This is a genomic window from Saccharopolyspora taberi (assembly GCF_039534165.1).
GTDB lineage: Bacteria > Actinomycetota > Actinomycetes > Mycobacteriales > Pseudonocardiaceae > Saccharopolyspora_D > Saccharopolyspora_D taberi.
Genome location: NZ_BAAAUX010000029.1, coordinates 80,436 through 103,907 on the forward strand (window position 1 = coordinate 80,436; position 23,472 = coordinate 103,907).

The 23,472-nt window shown below is 71.7% G+C and carries 24 protein-coding genes and 1 pseudogene; 11 read left to right on the plus strand and 14 right to left on the minus strand.

Annotated elements, in window-relative coordinates; genetic code table 11:
- Positions 1-133 precede the first annotated feature (133 nt).
- Together ABD691_RS29255 and ABD691_RS29260 are read right to left on the minus strand one after the other, a co-directional pair.
- Complete coding sequence (locus tag ABD691_RS29255; RefSeq protein ID WP_344685213.1) at positions 134-1,033, minus strand: zinc-binding dehydrogenase; 900 nt, start codon at positions 1,031-1,033, stop codon at positions 134-136.
- Positions 1,034-1,164: 131 nt separating this feature from the next.
- Complete coding sequence (locus ABD691_RS29260; RefSeq protein ID WP_344685215.1) at positions 1,165-2,451, minus strand: adenylosuccinate synthase; 1,287 nt, start codon at positions 2,449-2,451, stop codon at positions 1,165-1,167.
- A 93-nt stretch (positions 2,452-2,544) separates the two neighbouring features.
- Between ABD691_RS29260 and ABD691_RS29265 the strand changes: the two genes are divergently transcribed.
- Positions 2,545-3,246, plus strand: coding sequence for a hypothetical protein (locus ABD691_RS29265; protein ID WP_344685217.1), 702 nt, complete (start codon positions 2,545-2,547; stop codon positions 3,244-3,246).
- 130 nt (positions 3,247-3,376) lie between these two features.
- On the plus strand, positions 3,377-4,015 hold the full coding sequence (locus ABD691_RS29270) for an HNH endonuclease family protein (protein WP_344685219.1): 639 nt from the start codon (positions 3,377-3,379) through the stop codon (positions 4,013-4,015).
- Positions 4,016-4,058: 43 nt separating this feature from the next.
- Here ABD691_RS29270 and ABD691_RS29275 read toward each other — a convergent pair whose 3' ends face one another.
- The gene (locus ABD691_RS29275) at positions 4,059-5,120 is read right to left on the minus strand and encodes an FUSC family protein (protein WP_344685221.1); all 1,062 of its coding nucleotides are present in this window, start codon (positions 5,118-5,120) and stop codon (positions 4,059-4,061) included.
- Positions 5,121-5,219: 99 nt separating this feature from the next.
- Here ABD691_RS29275 and ABD691_RS29280 point away from each other — a divergent pair, with 99 nt between their 5' ends.
- Entirely contained in the window at positions 5,220-5,768 is a 549-nt protein-coding gene (locus tag ABD691_RS29280; protein ID WP_344685222.1) for a DUF4287 domain-containing protein, read from the plus strand.
- An 85-nt stretch (positions 5,769-5,853) separates the two neighbouring features.
- Here ABD691_RS29280 and ABD691_RS29285 read toward each other — a convergent pair whose 3' ends face one another.
- The 3 genes from ABD691_RS29285 to ABD691_RS29295 all read right to left on the minus strand — a co-directional run bounded on the left by ABD691_RS29285 (position 5,854) and on the right by ABD691_RS29295 (position 7,898).
- Positions 5,854-6,261 (minus strand): DUF3151 domain-containing protein, encoded by a 408-nt coding sequence (locus tag ABD691_RS29285; RefSeq protein WP_344685224.1) that lies wholly within the window; start codon positions 6,259-6,261, stop codon positions 5,854-5,856.
- A gap of 115 nt (positions 6,262-6,376) precedes the next feature.
- Entirely contained in the window at positions 6,377-7,411 is a 1,035-nt protein-coding gene (gene fbaA, locus ABD691_RS29290) for a class II fructose-bisphosphate aldolase (RefSeq protein WP_344685226.1), read from the minus strand.
- A 205-nt stretch (positions 7,412-7,616) separates the two neighbouring features.
- On the minus strand, positions 7,617-7,898 hold the full coding sequence (locus tag ABD691_RS29295; protein WP_344685228.1) for a YciI family protein: 282 nt from the start codon (positions 7,896-7,898) through the stop codon (positions 7,617-7,619).
- Between the two features lie 101 nt (positions 7,899-7,999).
- Here ABD691_RS29295 and ABD691_RS29300 point away from each other — a divergent pair, with 101 nt between their 5' ends.
- From ABD691_RS29300 to ABD691_RS29320, 5 genes are all read left to right on the plus strand, one after another.
- Positions 8,000-8,581: a SigE family RNA polymerase sigma factor gene (locus ABD691_RS29300; protein ID WP_344685230.1), complete on the plus strand. Its 582-nt coding sequence runs from the start codon at positions 8,000-8,002 to the stop codon at positions 8,579-8,581.
- Between the two features lie 307 nt (positions 8,582-8,888).
- The gene (locus ABD691_RS29305) at positions 8,889-9,809 is read left to right on the plus strand and encodes an ROK family protein (RefSeq protein ID WP_344685232.1); all 921 of its coding nucleotides are present in this window, start codon (positions 8,889-8,891) and stop codon (positions 9,807-9,809) included.
- A 2-nt stretch (positions 9,810-9,811) separates the two neighbouring features.
- Positions 9,812-10,936, plus strand: a complete 1,125-nt coding sequence (gene nagA / locus ABD691_RS29310) for an N-acetylglucosamine-6-phosphate deacetylase (RefSeq protein ID WP_344685458.1) — start codon at positions 9,812-9,814, stop codon at positions 10,934-10,936.
- Between the two features lie 61 nt (positions 10,937-10,997).
- Entirely contained in the window at positions 10,998-11,210 is a 213-nt protein-coding gene (locus ABD691_RS29315; protein WP_344685234.1) for a hypothetical protein, read from the plus strand.
- An 87-nt stretch (positions 11,211-11,297) separates the two neighbouring features.
- Positions 11,298-11,984, plus strand: a complete 687-nt coding sequence (locus ABD691_RS29320) for a VTT domain-containing protein (protein ID WP_344685236.1) — start codon at positions 11,298-11,300, stop codon at positions 11,982-11,984.
- A 48-nt stretch (positions 11,985-12,032) separates the two neighbouring features.
- Here ABD691_RS29320 and ABD691_RS29325 read toward each other — a convergent pair whose 3' ends face one another.
- The 6 genes from ABD691_RS29325 to ABD691_RS29350 form a co-directional block, all read right to left on the minus strand.
- Positions 12,033-12,677, minus strand: a complete 645-nt coding sequence (locus tag ABD691_RS29325; protein ID WP_344685238.1) for a TrmH family RNA methyltransferase — start codon at positions 12,675-12,677, stop codon at positions 12,033-12,035.
- Complete coding sequence (locus ABD691_RS29330; protein ID WP_344685239.1) at positions 12,674-13,336, minus strand: hypothetical protein; 663 nt, start codon at positions 13,334-13,336, stop codon at positions 12,674-12,676. The genes ABD691_RS29325 and ABD691_RS29330 overlap by 4 nt, the downstream gene beginning before the upstream one ends.
- A gap of 487 nt (positions 13,337-13,823) precedes the next feature.
- On the minus strand, positions 13,824-14,372 hold the full coding sequence (gene pyrE / locus ABD691_RS29335) for an orotate phosphoribosyltransferase (RefSeq protein ID WP_344685241.1): 549 nt from the start codon (positions 14,370-14,372) through the stop codon (positions 13,824-13,826).
- 32 nt (positions 14,373-14,404) lie between these two features.
- A complete protein-coding gene (locus ABD691_RS29340; protein ID WP_344685243.1) occupies positions 14,405-15,178 on the minus strand; it encodes an SDR family NAD(P)-dependent oxidoreductase in 774 nt (257 codons plus the stop codon).
- Between the two features lie 16 nt (positions 15,179-15,194).
- A complete protein-coding gene (locus ABD691_RS29345) occupies positions 15,195-15,905 on the minus strand; it encodes a type III secretion system chaperone family protein (protein WP_344685245.1) in 711 nt (236 codons plus the stop codon).
- A gap of 815 nt (positions 15,906-16,720) precedes the next feature.
- The gene (locus ABD691_RS29350) at positions 16,721-17,347 is read right to left on the minus strand and encodes a TetR/AcrR family transcriptional regulator (RefSeq protein WP_344685247.1); all 627 of its coding nucleotides are present in this window, start codon (positions 17,345-17,347) and stop codon (positions 16,721-16,723) included.
- A gap of 220 nt (positions 17,348-17,567) precedes the next feature.
- Here ABD691_RS29350 and ABD691_RS29355 point away from each other — a divergent pair, with 220 nt between their 5' ends.
- The 3 genes and pseudogenes from ABD691_RS29355 (at position 17,568) to ABD691_RS29365 (ending at position 19,705) form a co-directional block, all read left to right on the plus strand.
- Entirely contained in the window at positions 17,568-18,818 is a 1,251-nt protein-coding gene (locus ABD691_RS29355) for an MFS transporter (protein WP_344685250.1), read from the plus strand.
- Between the two features lie 67 nt (positions 18,819-18,885).
- Positions 18,886-19,347, plus strand: a pseudogene (locus ABD691_RS29360) (epoxide hydrolase family protein); the annotation flags it as partial.
- Between the two features lie 31 nt (positions 19,348-19,378).
- Entirely contained in the window at positions 19,379-19,705 is a 327-nt protein-coding gene (locus ABD691_RS29365) for an alpha/beta fold hydrolase (RefSeq protein ID WP_344685252.1), read from the plus strand.
- Between the two features lie 28 nt (positions 19,706-19,733).
- Here ABD691_RS29365 and clpB read toward each other — a convergent pair whose 3' ends face one another.
- Positions 19,734-22,319: an ATP-dependent chaperone ClpB gene (gene clpB / locus ABD691_RS29370; protein ID WP_344685254.1), complete on the minus strand. Its 2,586-nt coding sequence runs from the start codon at positions 22,317-22,319 to the stop codon at positions 19,734-19,736.
- Between the two features lie 286 nt (positions 22,320-22,605).
- Entirely contained in the window at positions 22,606-23,421 is an 816-nt protein-coding gene (locus tag ABD691_RS29375) for a YceI family protein (protein ID WP_344685256.1), read from the minus strand.
- Positions 23,422-23,472 lie beyond the last annotated feature (51 nt).

A 23,472-nucleotide genomic window follows, 5' to 3' on the forward strand; every position in this document is an offset into this window, starting at 1 on the left:
TCAATCCTCAGACAGCCGGGTCATGAGCGGTGCCCGCAACGTGGTAGCAGATCGTCACGGCACCGGTGAATCCTAGACAGCTCGACCCGAGCAGGTGACACCCATGCGGTAAATCCGTGACGATCCGCGATCGTCAGTCCACGTCAAGCACGGCTTTGCCCGTGACCTTCCGGCCCAGCAGCGCCTCCGCGGCCTCCTCGTACCGCTGCCACGAACCGCGCCAGCCGACCTCGACCGCGAGCTCACCGCGCGCCAGCAGGCCGAGCAGGTAGTCCAGGTCCGCGCCGAACTCCGTGCCCGGCTGGAACGAGGTCAGCGACTTCGCCGGTCCGACCGTCGCGTACGGCTGGAAGACGGCGGGCTCCCCGGAAGTCCACCCGATGCTCTGCACGACCCCGCCGGGCCGCACCAGCTCCCACGCCCGCACCAGCTGCGGCCCGCCGACGTTGTCGAGCACCACGTCCAGCTCCCCGACCCCGTCGAGGTCCGGCACCACCTCGTGCGCGCCCAGCTCGGCGAGCCCACCGCCCCGGCGGGCCTGCGCGATCACGCGCGCGCCCGCCCGCGCGGCCAGCTGCACGGCGATCCGCCCGACACCGCCGGAGGCCCCGGTGACCAGCACCGTCCGCCCCAGCAGCGGGCCGGAGCGCCGCAGGGCGCGCAGGGCGGTGACCCCGGCGACCGGCAGGGTCGACGACACGGCCAGATCCACCTCGTCCGGCACCACGGCCAGCTCGGCGACCGGCACCGCCCGGCGCTGCGCCCACGCCCCGCTGTAGCCGAAGGTCACGACGCGGGAGCCGACCGCCGGACCGGAGCCGTCGGCCGCCGCCCGCGCGACGACGCCCGAGGCGTCCCAGCCGTGCACCGCACCGGGCTCGGCACCCGACTCGCGCGCGTTGAACACCTCGCCGAAGTTCAGCGAGACGTGCTCGACGTCCACCAGAGCCTCGTTCGCAGCGGGCACGGGATCGTCCGCCTCGCCGAGCTTCAGACCGGAGGTAGTGCCTGGGGTGACAAGAAGTGCGCGCATGACGGCCTCTCTGGCAGTGATCGAACTGCGCTGCACAACCCCGGCCCGCCACCGCCTATTCCCCGCACCGGAACGGCCGCCAGTCGGTGAGACCGGCGGCCGTTCGGACGCAGGACAGAACCAGGAAGAAATCAAGCCATGGTGTGGCGGACGATGGTCTGATCCCGCCCCGGCCCGACGCCGATCGCCGAGATCCGGGCGCCGGAGAGCTCCTCCAGCCGCTCGACGTAGGCCCGCGCGTTGGCGGGCAGCTCCTCGAAGCTGCGGGCGCCGCTGACGTCCTCCCACCAGCCCGGCAGCTCCTCGTACACCGGGACCGCGTGGTGCACGCCGGTCTGGGTCATCGGCATCTCGGTCACGCGCTCGCCGTCGACGTCGTAGGCCACGCAGACCGGGATGGTCTGCAGGCCGGTGAGCACGTCCAGCTTGGTCAGGAAGTAGTCCGTGATGCCGTTGACGCGGGTCGCGTAGCGGGCGATCACCGCGTCGAACCAGCCGGTGCGCCGGGAGCGGCCGGTGGTGACCCCGAACTCGCCGCCCGCCTTGCGCAGGTTCTCGCCCGCGTCGTCGGTCAGCTCGGTCGGGAACGGGCCCGCACCGACGCGCGTGGTGTACGCCTTGAGGATGCCGATCACCGCGTTGATCTTGGTCGGCCCGATGCCGGAACCGGCGCAGGCGCCGCCCGAGGTCGGGTTCGACGAGGTCACGAACGGGTAGGTGCCGTGGTCGACGTCGAGCAGGGTGCCCTGCGAGCCCTCCAGCAGCACCGTCTCACCGCGGTCCAGCGCCTGGTTGATCAGCAGCTTGGTGTCGGCGATCCGGTTCGCGAACTTCTCCGCCTGGCCCAGCACCGTGTCGACGACCTCGTCGACGTCCAGGCCGCGGCGGTTGTAGACCTTGACCAGGATCTGGTTCTTGATGTCCAGCGCGGCCTCGACCTTCTGCCGCAGGATCTTCTCGTCCAGCAGGTCCTGCACCCGGACCCCGACGCGGGCGATCTTGTCCTGGTAGCAGGGCCCGATGCCGCGGCCGGTGGTGCCGATCTGCTTCTTGCCGAGGTAGCGCTCGGTGACCCGGTCGATGGCCACGTGGTACGGCATGATCAGGTGCGCGTCGGCCGACAGCAGCAGGCGGCCGGTGTCCACGCCGCGCTCCTCCAGCCCGGCCAGCTCCTCCAGCAGCACGCCCGGATCGACGACCACGCCGTTGCCGATCACGTTGGTCACGCCCGGGGTGAGGATCCCCGACGGGATCAGGTGCAGCGCGAAGTCCTGCCCGTCCGGCAGCACGACGGTGTGACCAGCGTTGTTCCCGCCCTGGTAGCGCACGACCCACTGCGCCTGCTCGCCGAGCAGGTCGGTCGCCTTGCCCTTGCCCTCGTCGCCCCACTGGGCACCGATCAGCACGATCGCCGGCATGTGAAACTCCAACCTGGACTGTGGGTGGTCGCTCACGCGGACCTGCGTCCACCACGGGTATGCCGGTCGATCAGGGTAAACCAGGAGCCAAACGTGAGTACGACTGCATTGTCCTGCGGAAACGTCGATCGCACAGCGCGCCCGTCCGGGCACGGAGTGCGATGGGTCGACGTCCCGGCCGTTCCGGGGCGCGCGGACGTCGACTCGCTGCTGGCCGAGACCGAGGACCGGCTGGTCGTGCACGGCACCGACGCCGACCTCGCCGCGGTGCTGGTGCGCCTGCTGCGCAAGAACCGGATCGCCGACCTCGTCGTCGGCTACGCGCCGGTCGAGGAGTCCGCCGCGACCCGGCTCTACGGGCTGCCGCTCGGCTTCGAGGCCGCCCTGCACGGCGCGGCCCGGCCGGTGCCGCTGGTCCGGGACGACTCCGGCGGGCTGCTGGTCGCCTCCGGGCGCATCGAGCCGATCACCGGGCAGGTCTACTGCGACGACCAGCAGGTGCTCAACGGCCCCGCGCTGAGCATCGAGATCTCCCCCGACCCGAACGCGAAACCGCTGCCGGAACCGACCGCCGACCCGCTGGCCGCCGATCTCGAACCGGCGGTCGACGGCGTCCGGGTCACCACCGTGCGGCGCGGGTTCCTGCGCAGGCGCACCGAGATCGCGCGCGGTCGCGCGGTGCAGGCGAGCTTCCGGTCGGCGACCGTGCTGCGCGACGGCGTCGCGCACCCGCGCCCGGCGGAGAAGTGGGGCTGGTACCGGCACACCGAAGACCTCCGGTTGGCCGGTGCATGAATCACCGAATGGTGTGAGAATCGGTGGCGATTTCACGCCAGGTCACCTGTCGGCCACCCCGAAGCATTGCTTCGGCCACCTGGCTCCTTCATGGTCATCGGCGAAATCGCCCCCTGCGAAGGGAAGATCCATGCAACTCCGCCGATCGCTGCGCGCCACCCTGACCGCGCTCCCCCTCGCCGGGGCGCTGACCGCCGCACTCGCCATGCCCGCGGGTGCCGAACCGCCGGGCATCCCGGACCCGGCGACCGCCCAGACCTGGCTCGGCGAGCTGAAGGTCGGCCCGGAGGGCTCGATGGACGGTTACGACCGGGAGAAGTTCCCGCACTGGAGCGAGGGCGCGGACGGCTGCAACACCCGCGAGGCCGTGCTCAAGCGGGACGGCGAGAACGTGGAGGTCGGCTCCGACTGCTACCCGACCTCGGGCACCTGGAACAGCCCGTACGACGGCGGCAGCTGGACCCAGCCGTCCGACGTCGACATCGACCACGTCGTGCCGCTGGCCGCCGCGTGGCGCTCGGGCGCGGCGCAGTGGACCCAGGAGCAGCGCGAGCAGTTCGCCAACGACCTGGAGGCGCCGCAGCTGATCGCGGTCACCGACAACGTCAACCAGGAGAAGGGCGACCAGACCCCGGACCAGTGGATGCCGTCGGAGACCGGCTACCACTGCACCTACGCCTCGATGTGGGTCGCCTCGAAGCACAAGTACCAGCTGACCATCACCGAGGCCGAGAAGGGCGCGCTCTCCACGGCTCTCGGCTCCTGCTGACGTTCCCGCCGGTTCCGCGCGGCACTCCCGCGCGGAACCACCGTCAGCTCTTGCGCTCCGGCGGGTGGAGCGGGGGCAGGGCGGCGATCGCCTCGGTGCGGCTGAGCCCGGTGGCCTGGAGCAGGTCGACCGCGATCGAACGGACCTGCATCACCACCACCTGCATCGAGAAGTCGCCCTCGCCAAGGAGTTCCACAGTGGACCCCTTCGCCACCGCGCGGGCGGCGTCCCGCGCCTGCTGCGGATCCACGCCGCTGGCCAGCTCGTCGCGCAGCAGGACCACCGCGCCCGCCAGCTCCTCCAGCAACCCGGGCAGCCTGCGGGGCACCGGTTCGGAATCGCGCAGCGCCGCCAGCGCTCTCCGCGCCAGCACCCGGGTGTTGCGCAGCGCCCGGTCGATCGGCGTCGCCGCGCTCTCGTAGCGCTCCAGCTCGCCGCGCCGCCGCCAGCGGATCGGCGCGATCCGCGCGATCTCGCGGCCCGCCTCCAGCGCGGACCGGAACTCCTCCACCGAGTCCTGGCTCTTGCGCGCCTTGGCCAGCACGTCGGAGGCCATCCCGGCGTCCAGCCTGGCCACCGCACCGGCGATCCCGCGCAGCGCGTCGGCGAGCGCGCCGAGCACCACCCGGCCGTTGCGGTGGGCGACCGCGAGCGGGTTCGCGGGCAGCAGCGCGGCCACCACCAGCCCGACCGCACCGCCGACCGCGGCGTCGATCATCCGGGTCAGCCCGCCCGCCGTCGCAGGCGGCAGCAGCGTCGCCACCAGCACCGACGACGACGCCGCCTGGAGCACGATCACGACCCCGCTGTCCAGCAGCACGGCGGTGCTCATGGCGAGCGCGACGACCAGCGCGATCTGCCACCACCCGGTGCCGATCACCGAGATCAGGACGTCGCCGACGCCGATCCCGACGCTGACCCCCACGACCAGTTCCGCCGACCTGCGCAGCCGCTGGCCGAGCGAGACCCCGAGCGAGACCACGGCGGCGATCGGCGCGAAGAACGGCTGCGGATGCCCGATCACGGTCGTGGCCAGCGCCCACGCCAGCCCGGCCGCGATCGCGCACTGGACGATGGGGACGCCGGTGCGCATGAGGCGGCGCATTCGGCGGCTGAGCTCCTGACGCAATCGGTGCACACTGGACATTGTCCGCCACCCGCGGCCCCTCGGACGCGGACGACCGCACGAATCACGGAGGTGCGCGTGCCACCACGCCGACAACGCGACCGGGTTTCCGAGGACGCGCTGACCGACCGCACCGGTCGCGGCTGGGACGACTGGTTCGCGCTGCTCGACGCCTGGGGCGGAACCGGGCGCAACCACACCGAAATCGCGGCCCACCTGCGCGACGAACACGGCGTCGACGGCTGGTGGGCGCAGACCGTCGCGGTCGCCTACGAGCAGGAACGCGGGATGCGCGAAGCGCACCAGCAGGCCGACGGCTTCACGGTGAACGCGTCGAAGACGATCAACGCCGACGCCGCGGCGGTGCACCTGGCGGTGACCGACGACCGCAAGCGCCGGGACTGGCTGGCGGACGCGCCGCTGCGGCTGCGCACCGCGCGGGCGCCGAAGTCGGCGCGGTTCGACTGGGGCGACCACGCCCGGGTCAACGTGTTCGTGGTGGCCAGGGGCGAGTCCAGGTGCAGCATCCAGATCGAGCACAGCCGCCTGGAGTCGGCCGACGACGTCGAGCCGACGCGGGAGTACTGGCGGGCGCGGCTCGACGACCTCAAGTCCCGCCTGGAGTAAGTCCCCGCCCAACTGCCCAGAGAGAAGTCCCTGCCAAAAAGAAGTCCCGTGAGCCTTCGGGTGCCGAAGGCCCACGGGTCGGGTGTCAGGCCAGGCCGGTGGCTTCCAGCGAAGCCGGGTCGCTGTCGCTGAGCAGTTGGCGGCAGCGGTCGTACTCGGCGTCCTCGCCGATCTCCTTCGCGGCCTTGGCCAGCACCGCGATCGAGCGCAGCACGCCCTGGTTCGGGCGGTGGCTCCACGGCACCGGGCCGAAGCCCTTCCAGCCGGCCTTGCGCAGCGCGTCCAGGCCCCGGTGGTAGCCGGTGCGGGCGTAGGCGTAGGCGGCGACGACCTCGCCGGACTCCAGGGCGTTCTCGCCGAGCTGGGCCCATGCGGCGGAGAAGGTCGGGTGGTGGGCGGCGACCTCGGCGGGCGCGGCGCCGCCGTCCAGTTCGGCCTGCGCCGACTCGTTGTCCGGCAGCAGCGTCGCCGGCGGCTCAAGCAGGTTCGTCATGCCGCCATCCTCCCAGAGCCCGGAACGGACGACGGCCCGTCCGCCGAAGCGAACGGGCCGCCCTGTCCTGGCGCGGCGAACGCCGCTGGAGTCCACCCCGCTGACGCGAAGATCCTCAACCCGCCAGCATGCGGCCTGCGGACTTGAGGGTCTCGCAGGCGTTGGCCACGCGGGCGGCCATCGACTGCTCGGCGGCCTTGAGGTAGCTGCGCGGGTCGTAGGTCTTCTTGTTGCCGACCTCGCCGTCGATCTTGAGCACGCCGTCGTAGTTCTTGAACATGTGGTCGGCGACCGGGCGGGTGAACGCGTACTGGGTGTCGGTGTCGATGTTCATCTTCACCACGCCGTAGGAGACCGCCTCGTGGATCTCCTCCAGCAGCGAGCCGGAACCGCCGTGGAAGACCAGGTCGAACGGCTTCGACCCGGCGGGCAGGCCCAGCTTCTCGGTCACCACTTCCTGGCCCTGCTTGAGGATCTCCGGGCGCAGCTTGACGTTGCCCGGCTTGTAGACGCCGTGCACGTTGCCGAAGGTCGCGGCCAGCAGGTAGCGGCCCTTCTCACCGGTGCCCAGCGCCTCGACGGTCCGCTCGTAGTCGCCGGGGGCGGTGTAGAGCTTCTCGTTGATGTCGTTGGCGACGCCGTCCTCCTCGCCACCGACGACGCCGACCTCCAGCTCCAGGATGATCTTCGCCTTGGCCGCCAGGTCCAGCAGCTCGGTGGCGATCTCCAGGTTCTCGGTCAGCTCGACCGCCGAGCCGTCCCACATGTGCGACTGGAACAGCGGGTTCTGGCCGCGGTTCACCCGCTCCTGGCTGATCTCGATCAGCGGCCGGACGAAGCCGTCCAGCTTGTCCTTCGGGCAGTGGTCGGTGTGCAGCGCGATGTTGACCGGGTACTTCTCGGCCACGACGTGGGCGAACTCGGCGAGCGCGGTGGCGCCGGTGACCATGTCCTTGACCTTGGTGCCGGAGGCGAACTCGGCGCCGCCGGTCGAGAACTGGATGATGCCGTCGCTCTCGGCCTCGGCGAAACCGCGCAGCGCCGCGTTGAGCGTCTCCGACGAGGTCACGTTGATGGCCGGGTAGGCGAACTCGCCCGCCTTCGCCCGGTCCAGCATCTCCGTGTAGACCTCGGGGGTCGCGATGGGCATCGGTCGTCCTCCTCGGGGTGGAGTCAGTTGTGGGTGGCGGAAGATGCGCCGCATCCTATGAGGCACCGCAGCTGGGCGTGCCGGATCGGCGCGACACTTTCGAGTCACAGTGCCGCACCGGGGCCCGGCGTTCCAGCCGGTGACAGGATTCAGATGAGAACTGCTCCTGTGGACATCCTCACACGCCTGTCCACCCGAGTATGGATCAAGCGACCCAGGAGCCGGTCACCGCGTTCCACTCCCGGATCCGGGTCTCGGCGATCACCCCGGCCTCGGTGTAGGGGTCCGCGGCGAGCACCTCGCGCAGCTCGTCGGCGTCGGCCACCTCGTAGATCAGCAGCGCGCCGAGGTCGTCGGCGTAGGGCCCGCCGGCGAGCAGCACCCCGCGCTCGCCGAGGCCCTTGGAGTACTCGCGGTGCGCCGGGCGCACCTCCAGCCGGTGGTCCCGGTCCGCGCCGTACACCAGCTCGACCACGAACTTCGCCATCCTCGTCCTCCGCACGGTCCGCATCGGGGCACTGATCCGATTCGCCGACGCTACCCGGTCGGGGGACAACGGGCAGTAGCGAGCCGGTAGGTTCCCGGATCATGGTCGGGGATTCTTTGGGACCTGGAGTCGAGCGGAGCGTCGAGCGGACCCTGGGGCACCTGCGAGCGCTGGACACCGCGTCCGCCGAAGCCGCGGACCGGCCGCTGACGCTGGAGGACCTGTACCGGCAGCAGCGGATGCGGATGGTCCGGCTGGCGATCCTGCTGGTGGACGAACCCGCGACGGCCGAGGACGTCGTGCAGGAGGCGTTCACCGGCCTCTACCGCAACTGGTCCGGCCTGCGGGACGCGCGGGCGGCGATCGGATACCTGCGCACGGCCGTGGTCAACGGCAGCCGGTCGGTGCTCCGGCGGCGCAAGACGGCCCGCGAGTACCAGCCGCCGCACCAGGCCGACGCGCGCTCCGCGGAGTCGCTGGCGATGCTGACCGCCGAGCACCAGGCGGTGGTCGCCGCGCTGGGGCAGCTGCCGCCGCGGCAGCGCGAGGTGCTGGTGCTGCGCTACTACGGCGACCTGTCCGAGGCCGAGATCGCCGAGGCCACCGGGGTGTCGAAGGGGACCGTCAAGTCCACCGCGAGCCGGGCGCTGGACGCGTTGCAGCGGATCATGTCCGCGCAGTGAGCCGGTGCTGCTCGGGGCCGGACGACCTGGTCGCGATGCAGCGGCTCGCGCGGCGGATCTGGTCCCGGGCCGGCCACTGCCACATCGGGGACCTCGCCTGGCAGCGAAACCAGCACACCGGGGTAAACCAGCACGCCGGGCGGGAAGCCCAGTGGCCGACTCCCGGGTCACCGCGGACAGCTGTACCGGGGCATCGGCTTCACCCAGTGCGCGCGCACCCGCACCTACTTCCGGACCCGTCGCGGGGAACCAACACCACACATGTTGGTGTAGACCACTAGGCGGTCGGTAGCGGAGGATCGGCGGTGTGACCACACAAGCCATCGCCGTCGACGTCGGCGGCACCGAGATCAAGGCCGCGCTGGTCGACGTCGGCCCCGACGCCGCGGCCACGCTGCGCCAGGTCCGCAGGCGCACGCCGCGCGGTGCCGACGGCCCGGCCACCGCCGACCTGGTGATCGACACCGTCGCCGACATCGTGTCCGAGCTGCGCACCGGCGACGCCCGGGCGGTCGGCGTGGTGGTGCCCGGCATCGTCGACGAGCAGCACGGCCTGGGCGTCTTCTCCGCCAACCTGGGCTGGCGCGACGAGCCGCTGCGCGACCGGCTCGCCGAGCGCATCGACCTGCCGCTGGCGTTCGGTCACGACGTGCGTGCGGGCGGCCTCGCCGAAGCCCGCTTCGGGGCGGCACGCGGGATGCGCAACGTGATCGTGATGCCCATCGGCACCGGCATCTCGGCCGCGATGATCTTCGAGGGCCGGATCCACTCCGCCGACGGCCGCGCGGGCGAGGTCGGCCACGTCGACATCGGTCACGGCGAGCCGTGCCAGTGCGGCGGCACCGGCTGCGTGGAGGCGGTCGCCTCGTCGGCCGCGGTCGCCCGCCGCTACACCGCCCGCACCGGCACCCCCGTCGACGGCGCCGCCGCCGTCGCCGCCGCGGTGCGCGACGGCGACCCGGACGCGGTCGCGGTGTGGCACGAGGCGGTCGACGCGCTGGCCAGGGGCCTGGTGACGCTGACCGCCGTGCTCGCGCCCGAGGGCATCGTGCTCGGCGGCGGGCTGGCGATGGCCGGGCGCCTTCTCACCGAGCCGCTGGCCGCCAGGCTCGACGACATGCTGCTGCCGTTCCACCGCCGCCCGCGCCTGGAGCTGGCGGAGCTGGGTGACACCGCAGGCTGCCTGGGCGCAGCGCTGCTGGCGACGGAAGGATTGAGTGCCCCGTGAACATGTCCTCTTCGCTGACGCTCGCCGGCGGACGGGTCGTCACCCCGGACGGGATCCTCGACGACGGCTGGGTCCGGATCTCCGGGACCGCGATCGAGCAGGTCGGCACCGGTCCGGTCGCCGGGGCCGAGGACCTGGCGGGCAGGCTGGTCGTGCCCGGTTTCGTCGACATCCACTGCCACGGCGGTGGCGGCGGCTCGTTCACCGGCATCGAGGTCGACCAGGCGCTGACCGCGATCGACACCCACCGCGCGCACGGCACCACGACGATGCTGGCCAGCCTGGTCACCGCGCCGCTGGCGGACCTGTCCAAGCAGATCAGCGCCCTCGGCGAGCTGGTCACCGACGGCAGGCTGGCCGGGATCCACCTGGAGGGCCCGTTCCTGTCCGCGGCCCGCTGCGGCGCGCACGACCCGGCCATCCTGCGGCCGCCGGAGACCGAGGCGGTGCAGCAGCTGCTCAACGCCGGCCAGGGCACGATCCGGATGGTCACGCTCGCCCCTGAGCTGGACAACTCGCTGAACGCGATCCGGTTGCTCGTCGACAACGGTGTCATCGCCGCCGTCGGGCACACCGACGCCCTGCTCGACCAGGTCGTCCCGGCGGTGGACGCGGGTGCGACGGTCGCGACCCACCTGTTCAACGGGATGCGACCGCTGCACCACCGCGAGCCCGGCCCGATCGGGGCGCTGCTGGACGACGAGCGGGTCACCGTCGAGCTGATCTGCGACCTGGTGCACCTGCACCCGGCCATCGTCAAACTCGCGGCGGGACACGCCGGTGCCGGGCGGACGGTGCTGATCACCGACGCGATCAGCGCGACCTCGGCCGGCGACGGCATCTACGAGCTGGGCAAGCTCCCGGTGACCGTGACCGACGGTGAGCCGAGGCTGGCCGACGGCTCGCTGGCGGGCAGCACGCTGACCATGGACGCGGCGTTCCGCAACCTGGTCGAGTGCGGCCTGCCGGTCGCCGACGCGGTGCACGCCGCGTCGACCCGACCCGCCGAGCTGCTGGGGATGGCGGACCGAATCGGTGCGATCCGGCCGGGTCTGGCGGCCGACCTGGTGGTCCTGGACGACGACCTGTCGCTGCACGCGGTGATGAAGGACGGGCGCTGGGTCTGAGCTCCGCGCGGGACCTGTGCGCCGGAGGTGCCGGTTCCGCGCGGGACCTAGGCTTGGTCGGGTGCAGCCTCAAGGTCAGAATCCCGAACGCCTGCTTTCGGCCGCGCTGCGCGCGCAGGCCGTCGGCGGGCAGTCGCCCTCGCCTTCGCCCGGGCCCGCGCCCGCCTCGCCGCCGCCCGCCCGGCGGAAGTTGCCGGTGGTCAGCGTCCTGATCTTCGCCGTCGTGCTCGGCTTCGCCGCCGGGGCTCTGGCCGGAGTCCTGTCGACGCTGTGAGCTTCGAGTTCGCCCCCGCGGGGGCGAATTCGGCGCCCGTGCGGGCTAAACGCCGGGCTGACAGGCGCCAAGGTACCGTTGGCAGGCGTGACGCCCGAATTGCCCGCGCTCATCGACGCCGCAAACACGTCATCGCTGGCCCTGCTCCCGGCATGGCTCGACCCCGAGAACATCATCAAATCGCTCGGACCGTTCGCGCTGATCGGCGTCTGCCTGATCATCTTCGCCGAATGCGGTCTGCTCATCGGGTTCTTCCTGCCCGGCGACTCGCTGCTGTTCGTGACCGGCCTGTTCGTCGCCATCGACGCGATCCCCACCAACATCGCGCTGGTCTGCGCGATCCTGGCGGTGTGCGCGTTCGTGGGCAATGTGGTGGGCTACTGGATCGGCCGCAAGGTCGGCCCGGCGATGTTCAACAAGCCGGACGCGAAGCTGTTCAAACGGCAGCACGTGGACAAGACCCACGAGTTCTTCGAGCGCTACGGCGCCCGCGCGATCATCCTCGCCCGGTTCGTGCCGATCGTGCGGACGTTCATCACCGCGGTCGCCGGCGTCGGCCGGATGGACCAGCGCAAGTTCTTCGCCTACTCCGCGATCGGCGGCCTGCTGTGGACCGTGAGCATGACGCTGCTCGGGTTCTTCCTCGGCAACATCCCGTGGATCAAGGAGAACCTGGAGGCCATGGCGATCCTGATCGTCCTGGTCTCGGTCGTGCCGATCATCGTCGAGTACGTCCGCGAGCGGCGGAAGAAGGCCCGCAAGGCAGCCGCCTGACCGAGCTCACCGACGCGCGGGTCCCTCCGGGGCCCGCGCGTTCGCGTTTCACCAGGCGTCGGCGAGGTCCGCGTGCTGCTCGACCCAGGTGTGCATCACGATCCCGGCGGCCACCCCGGCGTTGATCGACCGGGTGGAGCCGAACTGCGCGATGGACACCACCAGGTCGGCCCGCTCCCGGGACTCGTCCCGCAACCCCGGCCCCTCCTGGCCGAACAGCAGCACGCAGCGCCGCGGCAGCGCGGTCCGCTCGATCGGCTGCGCGCCCTGCGCGTTGTCCACCGCGACCACCGCGAGCGACTGCTCCGCGGCGAAGGCGCGCAGCGAGTCGAGGTCGGGGTGGTGGTGGACGTGCTGGTACCGGTCGGTGACCATCGCGCCCCGCCGGTTCCAGCGGCGGCGGCCGACGATGTGCACGGCCTGCGCGGCGAAGGCGTTCGCGGTGCGCACGACCGTGCCGATGTTGTGGTCGTGCTGGAAGTTCTCGATGGCGACGTGGAACTCGTGCCGCCGCCGGTCCAGGTCGGCGACGATGGCCTCCCGCCGCCAGTACCGGTACGGGTCGACGACGTTGCGCCGGTCGCCGTGCTCGAGCAGCTCCGGGTCGAACCTCTCGTCGGACGGCCAGGGGCCCTCCCACGGGCCGACGCCGACGCTGGTGCCCCACTCGGTGGGGCCGGGCTCCTCGCTCACCGGCGGTCCAGCGCCTGCCAGGCGACTCCCGCGTGCACGTCGGCGACGAGGTCGAGCATCGGCAGCACGGTGTTCTTGGTCGCGACCTTGGTCGCGAACGCCACCACGTGCTCGGGGCCGAACTCGATGACGCAGGAGTCGGTCCGCTGGTCCCGCAGCAGGCCGTCGACCAGTCCGGGGTTGAGCACCGCGCGGGCGAAGTCCGGGTCGGACGAGGTCACCATGAAGGACTGGTCGAACTGCGGGTGCCCGGTCGGCACGACGGAGTCCTGGCCCAGCGGGGCCCACTGCCCCTGGCGGGCGAGGTGCAGGCTCGGGCCGGGCACCGGCCGCGGCAGGTAGACGGCGATGGCGGCGACGTAGACGCGCTCGCCCACGCGCGGCGGACGCCGGTACTGCACCGCCTCGAACCGCACCCCGCGGTACTCCCCGCCGAAGTGGAACAAGTCCTGCAGCCCGAGCCGGCCCGCGAACCAGCGCAGCACCGCGACCCGCTGCCACAGCTGCGGGTCGGCGGGCAGCCGCTGCCAGCCCGCGCCCTGGCGCAGCAGCTCGCCGTAGCCGCGGAACTGCCGCTTGCGCAGCAGGATCCCGGCGGCCACGCCACCGGCGAGGATCAGCACGATCAGGATCAGCGCGATCGGGACGATGGCTTCCATCGCGTTGCCCTCCAGGGGAGTCTCGGCGGGCGGCCGGGTCGGTCCGTGTCGGGGTCGGTGGGTGTCGGGGCCGGTCCGGGTGGAGGTCGGCTCAAGTCCGGTCGGTCTGGGTCGAGCCCGGTCAGCCCAGGCCCGGGTCCAGTCCCGGCCCGGCTCAGGCCCGGGTCGAGCCCGAGCCAGGCCCAGGTCGAGCCCGAGCCAGGCCCAAGTCAGTCCGGACCCGGCTCAGGCCCAGGTCGAGCCCGAGCCAAGCCCAAGTCAGGCCCAGGTCGAGCCCAGGCCCAGGTCAGGCCGGATCCAGGTCGAGCCCGGGCCAAGCCCAGGTCCGCCCCAGGCCCAGGTCAGGCCGGGCCCAGGTCAGGCCGGGCCCAAGGTCCAGCCCGGGTCAGTCCGGATCCGGGCCAGCCCAAGCACCGGTTCGGCCCAAGCCCGATCCGAGCCAGCCCGGGCCCGGTCAGTCCCAGCCCAGGCCAGCCCGAGCCCCGGTTCAGCTCAGGCCGAGGTCGGCCAGCCCCAGCAGGGACCGGTACCGCAGTCCGGCCGCCTCGATCGCCTCGCGCGCGCCGGTGTCGCGGTCCACCACGGTAGCGACCCCGACGATCTCGGCACCAGCCTCCCGCAGCGCCTCCACCGCGGTCAGCACGCTGCCGCCGGTGGTGGAGGTGTCCTCCACGGCGAGCACCCGCCTGCCGGTGACGTCGGGTCCCTCGATGCGCCGCTGCATGCCGTGCGCCTTGACGTTCTTGCGGACGGCGAAGGCGTCCAGCGCCGGGCCGTCGGCGTGCATCATCGCGGTGGCGACCGGGTCGGCGCCGAGGGTGAGGCCGCCGACGGCGACGTAGTCCCAGTCGGCCGTCAGCTGCCGGAGCAGGGTGCCGATCAGCCGCGACGCCGCGTGGTGCAGGGTCGCCCGGCGGAGGTCGACGTAGTAGTCGGCGACCTTCCCGGACGAGAGCGTCACCTGGCCGTGCACCACGGCCAGGTCCTTGATCAGGCTCGCGAGCTCGGTGCGCAGCTGTTCGTCGACCTCTTCCACGAGCGGCCATCGTACCGGCCGCCCGGTGGTGCTCAGGTGCGGTCCGGCGCGGTCCTGGTCACGATCAGCCGCTGGAGGCGGCGCGGGATCAGGCGGCCGACGGCGACCAGCGCCTTGTACTGGATGCCGGGGATGGACACGGTCCTGCCGCCGCGAAGATCGGCCAGCGACTCGTGGACCACGTCGTCGGCGTCGAGCCAGAACGACTCCGGCAGCCTGCTCATGTCCAGCGAAGCCCGCTGGTGGAACTCGGTGCGGGTGAAGCCCGGGCACAGCGCCATGACCCGGACCCCGCTGCCGGTCAGCGGAACGGCCAGGCCCTCGGAGAAGGCGGTCACCCACGCCTTGGAGGCCGCGTAGGTCGAGCCGGAGACGGCGAAGAACCCGGCGATGCTCGACACGTTGATCACGTCGCCCCGGCCGCGCTCGCGCATGCCGGGCAGCGCGGCGCGGGTCAGCCGCAGCACCGCGGCGACGTTGAGGTTCAGCTGCCGCTGCAACTGCTCGCCCGGGGTGTCCCAGAACGCGCCGGAGGTGCCGAAACCGGCGTTGTTGACCAGGAAGTCGACGGGCCGCTGCACGTCGGCGAGCCGCTTCTCGACGACCGCGAGCTGTTCGGAGTCGGTCAGGTCGGCGGTGATCACCTCGGCCCGGATCCCGTGCCGGGCGCTGAGCGCGTCGGCGAGGCCGGTCAGCCGCTCGGTGTCCCTGGCCACCAGGACGAGGTCGTGGCCCTCGGCGGCGAGCCTGCGCGCGAACGCCCGGCCGATGCCGGCGGTGGGACCGGTGATGAGTGCGGTTGGCATACCCGAACGGTACGCGTCAGGACTGCTCGGACTCCTCGAACGTCCGGTCGTCGGCGGGGGCCGCGGTGTCGGTGCCGTTCGGGTCGGCGTCGAACGGGTCGATCAGGTCGGCGAGCTCGCCGAGGGCGCGCAGCAGCCGCTCCAGGCGGGCCGGGTCGGCGTCGGTGGGTTCGACGGCGGCCAGCACCCAGTCGTCCTCCAGCCAGACCACGGTGACGTCGTTGCCGATGTCCTCGGTCGCGTCGACGAGGTCGGGGGTGACCAGAGGGCGGGCGGAGGCGACGTCGGTGACGAACGCGTAGCGGGAGCCGACGGGGCCGAGCAGGTCGAGGCCGGAGTCCTGCGGCACGGGCACCTCGGGCAGCCAGAGCTCGACGGTCGCCGGGGTGCTGCGGCGGCAGCGGATGCCGGCGAGGACGGCCTGGCTGCGACCGCCGCTTTCCAGGTCGAGGACGTAGACCTGGCGGCGGCCGTCGGAGGTGAAGGTGGAGCCGGCGACGACGTCGACGGCGGTGACCCCGCTGAACTGGGCGAGCGCGCCGCGCCGCCAGCGGGTCGGCAGCACCTGGTCGGCCTCGGCGAACTGCCAGCCGCGCAGCGCCGCCCAGCGGCGGCGTTCGCGGTTGTGCTTGGCGGCGCGCTGGGACCGGTCGGTGATCAGCAGTGCCGCACCCGCCACGATCGCGACGGCGGCGATGACGAACCAGAGCCACGCAGGTATGCCCACACAGCGCAGGGTAGTCCGGTCGTCGCCGAACACGAAGATCACCTGGTCGGACACCGCCGGACCGGGCTAGCGGGTGACCGATGACCTGCGGCGACCAGGCAGAAGCCGGCCGGTCGCGGCGGCGTGCCGCCGTGGTGGGCGCGGGGGCTGCGGCGGGCCGCGGTAGGCCGCGGCAGCGGCGGTCACCTGCGGTGATGCCGCGTGAGGTGGGGTGGCGCCGGGCTGGCGGCGGGGTGGCGCTGTGGCGCGGGTGGTGGGTCGTATCGATCCAGTCACGGATCGCTGAGCGGTGGGGTTTGGGGACGAGGAGGGTGTCTGTCCACTTCGGACGGCGGGGCTTGTTTGGCCGGGCGGCGGCGCTTCGCGGCGCGCTTCGAGGTGTGCTTCGGGGTGCGCTTCGAGGTGCCGCGAGCCGGGCGAGGTCGATGCGCGGCGATGGACCCGGGCGGCTTCGGGCGGAGGCGACGGGTTGGGGGCTTCGGTGCGCGGGTGGGCTCCATCCGCCAGAACCCACCCGGGGCGCGCCTCGAAGCGGAGCCATCTCTGGGCGCAGATCAAGCTCGGCGAACCGAGCGCCAGGACCGGCACGCCGGAGCCGTGATGGTCAGGGAGCCGGAGCCGTGGTGATCAGCGGAGCCGGTGCCGTGACGGTCAACGAGCCGGAGCCGTGCTGATCAGCGAAGCAGGAGCCGCAGTGGTCAGCGAGCCGAAGCCGTGGTGATCAGCACGCCGGAGCCGTGATGGTTAGCGGGGCCGAAGCCGTGGTGATCAGCGAAGCAGGAGCCGCGGTGGTCAGCGGGCCAGAGCCCTGGTGGTCACCGGCCGGAGCGGTTGTCGCACATCCGGCGCCACTCCGCCTCGCCCGGTCCCGGAGCGGGCAACTCCGAGTCCGAGCGGAGACCCTCGATCACGATCGACACGTAGCGGGCGCGGAACTCGGCGCGGCGGTGCTCGCTGATCGGCAGGTTCGGGTTGAGGTGCTTGAACAGCAGCAGGATGTCGGCCCAGTTGACGTCCTTGCGGATCGCGCCCGCGTCCTGCGCCTCGGTGACCAGGCGGTCGACGAGCCCGGCCATCTTGTTCTGCAGGCGGTGGAACTCCTCGGAGTAGACGTGCCCCTCGTCCAGCGGGGGCAGCACCGTGCCGACCGGCGTGTTCTCCTCCAGGCAGTCGCGCATGAAGGTGGCGAGCGCCGAGAAGGGATCGTTCCGGGTGGCCAGCGCCATGTCGGCGAGCTGGATGATCCGGTCGAACGAGGCGATCCGGACGGCCTCCATGAGCGCCTGCTTGCTCGGGTACCGCCGGTAGACGCTGGCGACCCCGACCCCCGCCCGCCGGGCGACCTCGGACATCGGAGCGGCGAAGCCCTGCTCCGCGAACACCATCCGCGCCGCGGCGATGACCTGGTCGTCATAGGCAGCCGAGTTCCTGATCAGGGCCATACCCAACCGTACCTCGGAGCGGAACGCTCCGTTCCGAGGAATCGGACGTCACCGCCGGAACACCTCGAACGGGCCAGGCCCTGAGCCACCTCGAACCGGCCGGACCCAGGAACCGGAACGGAACGATCCCCTCCGATTCGCTCCTGCTGAGATCCACGTCCCAGAAAAATCCGCGCGGAGCGGAATAGTCCGTTCCGCTCAGGAGTTGATCCGGAGCGGAATGATCCGTTCCGATCTGGAGGGCTGGGGAATGACCATCGCGCCGGAAGTCGTGCGCACGCCGGAGCGCGGCGCTCCGAGGAGGTTGCCGAGGCAGTTCTCGTTCTGGTTCGTCGGTGCGCTCCTGGGCGTCTACCTGATGGCGTCGACTGCCCCTTCCCCGATGTACTCGATCTACCAGCAGCACTGGGGCTTCTCGACCACGGTGCTCACCGCCGTCTTCGCCGTCTATTCGCTGGGCATCCTCGCCGCACTTCTCCTGGTCGGCTCGCTTTCCGACCACGTCGGCCGCAAGCCGGTGCTGCTGGTTTCGCTCGCCGTGGAGCTCACGTCCCTGGTCGTGCTCGCGGTCGCACCCGGCGTGGGATGGCTCTACGTCGGCCGGATCCTGCAGGGGCTGGCCACCGGCGCGGCGACCAGCACGATCAGCGGCGCGCTGCTGGACTTCCAGCCCGCGGGGACGAACCGGGGCTCGCTCATCAACGGCGTCTCCGCGAGCTGGGGCATGGCGTCCGGGTCGTTGATGGCCGGAGTGCTGGTGCAGTACGCGCCGGGGCCGACCGTCCTGAGCTACGTGGTGCTCATCATCGCGCTGGTTGCCGCGATCCCCGTTGTGGTCACGATGCCGGAGCCCGTCACCCGGGGTTCTCGGTCGCTGCGCGAGCTGCTGCGCCCGCAGCGGCCGACGGTTCCGGCGGGCAAGGGAAGGGCGTTCGCGCTGCTCGCGACCACGATGCTGGCGACCTGGACCGTCGGTGGCACCTACATGTCGCTCGGACCGTCGATCGCGAAGGGCATGGTCGCCGGCTCGCCCTACCTCATCGGGGGTCTCGTCCTGGCGGCGCTCGCGGGCGTCGGCGGGCTGACGCAGCTCTTGCTGTCCCGCTGGACCGGTGAGCGCGCGGTGCGCGTCGGCACCTCGCTGCTCGTGGTCGCGCTGGCCGGGGTCGCGACCTCGGTGGCGATCGGTTCCCCGACGCTGTTCTTCGTCGCGTCGCTGGTGCTCGGCGTCGGCTGGGGCCTGACGTTCATGGGCGGGTTCCGGCTGCTGACCGCCCTCGCCACACCGGAGCACCGGGCGGGCACGTCGGCGATGATCTACGTCGTCGCGTACACCTCGGCCAGCGTTCCGGCGGTGATCCTCGGTTTCGTGACCACCGTGGTCGGCCTGCCCACGGCCACCATCGTGTTCGCAGCTGCGGCATCGCTGTTCGCCGTCATCGCGGGGCTCGCGACCTTCGTCCGCCGCTGACGGCGGGCGGTTGCCGCCGAAGGCCGCAGTGAGCCGAGAAGGCCGGATGCGCTCCTTCAAGATCCACATGTCCGAAGCGGTTCTGACCGATCTGCGCGACCGGCTCTCCCGCACCCGGTTCCGCGCTGATCTGTCCGATGAGGACTGGACGCTGGGACCCCCTCAGCCCTGGCTGCGCAATCTCGTCGATCACTGGCTGCACCGCTACCACTGGCGGGGCACCGAGGCCGAGCTGAACGCCCTGCCCCAGGTCGTCGGCGAGTTCGCCGGGCTGCGGGTGCACGCCTTCCACGTCCGTTCACGGCACGAGAACGCGACGCCGCTGCTGCTTTGCCACGGCTGGCCGGGCTCGGTGGTGGAGTTCCTCGACTGCCTGCCGGCGTTGACAGACCCGACCGCGCACGGCGGCGGCGCCACGGACGCCTTCCACGTCGTGCTCCCCTCCATGCCCGGCTTCGGCCTGTCCGGGCCGACCACATCACCGGTGGACGTCCCCGCCATCGCCGACGCGTACGCGGCGCTCCTGGCCGAGCTCGGCTATTCGCACTTCCTGGCGCAAGGTGGCGACTGGGGCGCTCGACCGGCCGCTGGACAACACGATGCTGTACTGGCTCACCAGCACCGCCACCTCGTCCGCGCGCCTGTACGCGGACTCCGAGTGGTACGGCTCCGACCCGGATGTGTGGGGCCGCAGGGTCGATGTGCCCACGGGGATCGCGCACTACCCGTTCGAGAAGACCCGTGCCCCACGCCGATGGAGCGAGATCCAGCGGAACGTGGCGTACTGGGCGGAGCTGCCCCGGGGCGGCCATTTCGCCGCCTTCGAGCAGCCCGACCTGTTCACCACCGACCTCCGGAACTTCGCGCGAGTCCTGGCGTCACGCTGAAATCACCTGCGCGGCGGCAAAAGGAGCATCAGACCTCCTGTTCCACGGTCAGCGCGTCGTTGTCGTCGGTGACGTCCACCCGCACCTTGTCGCCCTCGCGGATCTCGCCGCCGAGCAGCTTCTTCGCCAGCTGGTCGCCGATCGCCGACTGCACCAGCCGCCGCAGCGGGCGAGCACCGAAGACCGGGTCGAAACCGTTGAGCGCCAACCAGTCCCGGGCCGCCGGCTGCACGTCCAGCGTGAGCCGCCGCTGCGACAGGCGCTGCGACAGCCGGTCCACCTGGATGTCCACAATGGAGGTCAGCTCTTCGGTGGACAGCGCGTGGAACACCACGATGTCGTCCAGCCGGTTCAGGAACTCCGGCTTGAACTGCTGGTGCACCACCGCGCGCACGGCCTCGTCCCGCTGCTGCTCGGTCAGGTTCGGGTCGGCGATGGCCTGCGAGCCGAGGTTCGAGGTCAGCACCAGGATCGTGTTCCGGAAGTCGACCGTGCGGCCCTGCCCGTCGGTGAGCCTGCCGTCGTCCAGCGCCTGGAGCAGAACGTCGAAGACGTCCGGGTGCGCCTTCTCCACCTCGTCGAACAGCACCACCGAGTACGGCCGCCTGCGCACCGATTCGGTGAGCTGACCGCCCTGGTCGTACCCGACGTACCCGGGCGGGGCGCCGACCAGGCGGGCCACCGAGTGCTTCTCGGAGTACTCGCTCATGTCGATGCGGATCATCGCCCGCTCGTCGTCGAAGAGGAACCCGGCCAGCGCCTTGGCCAGCTCGGTCTTGCCCACACCGGTCGGACCGAGGAACAGGAACGACCCCGTCGGCCGGTCCGGATCGGCCACGCCCGCGCGCGCCCTGCGGACCGCGTCGGACACCGCGCGCACCGCCTCGGCCTGGCCGACGACGTGCGCGGTCAGCGCCTCCTCCATCCGCAACAGCTTGGTGGTCTCGCCCTCCAGCAGCCGTCCGGCCGGGATGCCGGTCCAGGAGCTGACGACATCGGCCACGTCGTCCGGCGTGACCTCCTCCTGGAGCATCGCCTTGTGCTCGCGCTGGGCCTCGGCTGCGGTCGCGAGTTCCTTCTCCAGCTTGGGAATCCGGCCGTAGCGCAGCTCGGCGGCCTTGCCGAGGTCGCCGTCGCGCTCGGCGCGCTCGGACTCGCCGCGCAGCTGCTCCAGCTGCGTCTTGAGGACGCGGATGCGGTCGATCGACTCTTTCTCGCCCTGCCAGCGGGCGGTGAGCTCGGAGAGCCGCTCGCGCTTGTCGGCCAGCTCGGCGCGCAGCGCGGCCAGCCGCTCCATCGACGCCGGGTCCTCCTCCTTCGCCAGCGCCATCTCCTCGATCTCCAGCCGCCGCACGGCGCGCTCGACCTCGTCGATCTCCACCGGCCGCGAGTCGATCTCCATGCGCAGCCGGGACGCGGCCTCGTCGACCAGGTCGATCGCCTTGTCCGGCAGGAACCGGGCGGTGATGTAGCGGTCGGAGAGGGTGGCCGCCGCGACCAGCGCGCCGTCGGTGATCCGCACGCCGTGATGCACCTCGTAGCGCTCCTTGAGCCCGCGCAGGATCGCGACCGTGTCCTCCGGACTCGGCTCGCCGACCAGCACCTGCTGGAACCGGCGCTCCAGCGCGGCATCGGTCTCGACGTGCTCGCGGTACTCGTCCAGCGTGGTCGCGCCGACCATGCGCAGCTCACCGCGGGCCAGCATCGGCTTGATCATGTTGCCCGCGTCCATCGCGCCCTCGCCGGACGCGCCCGCGCCGACGATGGTGTGCAGCTCGTCGATGAACGTGATCACCTGTCCAGCCGACTCGGTGATCTCCTTGAGCACCGCCTTGAGGCGTTCCTCGAACTCGCCGCGGTACTTCGCGCCCGCGACCATCGAGCCGAGGTCGAGCGACACCACGCGCTTGCCCCGCAGCGACTCCGGCACGTCACCGGCGACGATCCGCTGCGCGAGCCCCTCTACGATCGCGGTCTTGCCGACGCCCGGCTCGCCGATGAGCACCGGGTTGTTCTTGGTCCGCCGGGACAGCACCTGCACGACGCGCCGGATCTCGGCGTCGCGGCCGATCACCGGGTCGACGTCGCCGCGGCGGGCGCGGTCGGTGAGGTCCTGGCCGTACTTCTCCAGGGCCTTGTAGGTGCCTTCCGGGTCCGGGCTGGAAACCCGGGCCGAGCCGCGCACCTTCGCGAAGGCGTCCTTGAGCGCTTCGGGGGTCGCGCCGTGCCTGCGCAGCAGGTCGGCGACCTGCCCGCCCTCCGCGGCCAGCCCGACGAGCAGGTGCTCGGTCGAGACGTAGTCGTCGCCCATCTCGGTCGCCAGGTGCTGGCTGTGCGTCAGCGCCTTGACCGCCTCCCTGGACAGCTGCGGGGCGGAGACGGTGGAACCGCTGGCGGCGGGCAGCGCGTTGACGAGTCGCTCCAGCTCGGAACGCACCTCGGCGGGGTCGGCGTCGACGGCCGACAGCAGCGGCGCGGTCAGCCCGTCGCCCTGCGCGAGCAGCGCCCCGAGCAGGTGGGCCGGGGTGACGTCGGGATTGCCCGCGACGGTCGCGGCCTGGGCCGCTGAGGAGATCGCCTGCTGGGTTTTCGTGGTCGGGTTGAAAGCGTCCATTCCCTCACCTCGTCGCGCTTGTCTGTGAACATCGTCGACCCGCGGGCCGCCACCATGCACAACGTTAGGAAAGTTGAGTCAGTTCCACTCAAGTATGCCAGACGTCGAGATCAGCCGGAGTCCAGCTCCGCAGGCGGGTCGCAGCGCAGGCTTCCGGGCAGGTCGGCAGGCGGATTTCCGGGCAGGTTTCGAATAATTCGATCAGCGGTCATGTCACCACAGTTCCCGCAGCGCACGGCCAGTTCAAGTCAATTCACTCGAACAAGTGATCGACGAAATGGGCGGCTCAGTCCTCGCGGACGGCCTGGATGTCGATGTCCACCCGGAGAGTGGTGCCGATGGCGGCGATCCCGGTGCGCAACGCCTGGTTGAAGGTCATGGCGAAGTCCTCCCTGCGCAGCTGGGCGGTCGCCGTCGCCGATGCCCTGGTCCCGCCCCAGGGATCGGGGCCGACCCCGGCGAACCGCGTGTCGAGCCGCATCGGCCGGGTGACCCCGCACAACGTCAGCTCGCCGTCGAGGTCCCAGGCGTCACCGCCGCGCGGGCGCAGCGCCGTCGAGCGGAACGCGATCTCGGGGTTGCGTTCGACGTCGAGGAAGTCTGCCGCGCGCAGGTGGTCGTCGCGCATCGCGTTCGCGGTGTCGATGCTCGCCGCCGCGATCGAGACCTCGACCGCCGAGCTCTCGATCGGGTTTCCGATGCGGATCTCGCCGGTGAACTCGGTGAACCGCCCGTGGATGCTGCTGATCCCGAGGTGCCGCGCGGTCGCCCGGATTGACGAATGCGCGGGGTCGATCCGCCAGACGCCGGGCGCGGGGAGGTCGGAGCCGCCGACCTGGCGCAGCTCGACCACGCCGAGCGCGGCGGCGCGGCCGTCGTGGACCAGGGTCGTGCGGGCGACCGGCTCGTACCCGAGCGCGGTGATGATCGCGGTGTAGGTCCCCGCGGGCAGACCGGACGCGACCGCTGCGCCGTCTTCGTCGCCCTGCACCCGCGCGATCTGCACGCCCGCGGGGTCGATGACCGTCAGCGCCGCACCAGGCACCGGCCAACCGTCACCGGCGCGGACGGTGGCGGTAATGGCACCGTGGCCCTGTTCCATCTTGATTCCTCCTGCTCGGCCGGTGCGGTAGTGCGCGCGAGTGCGCACGAC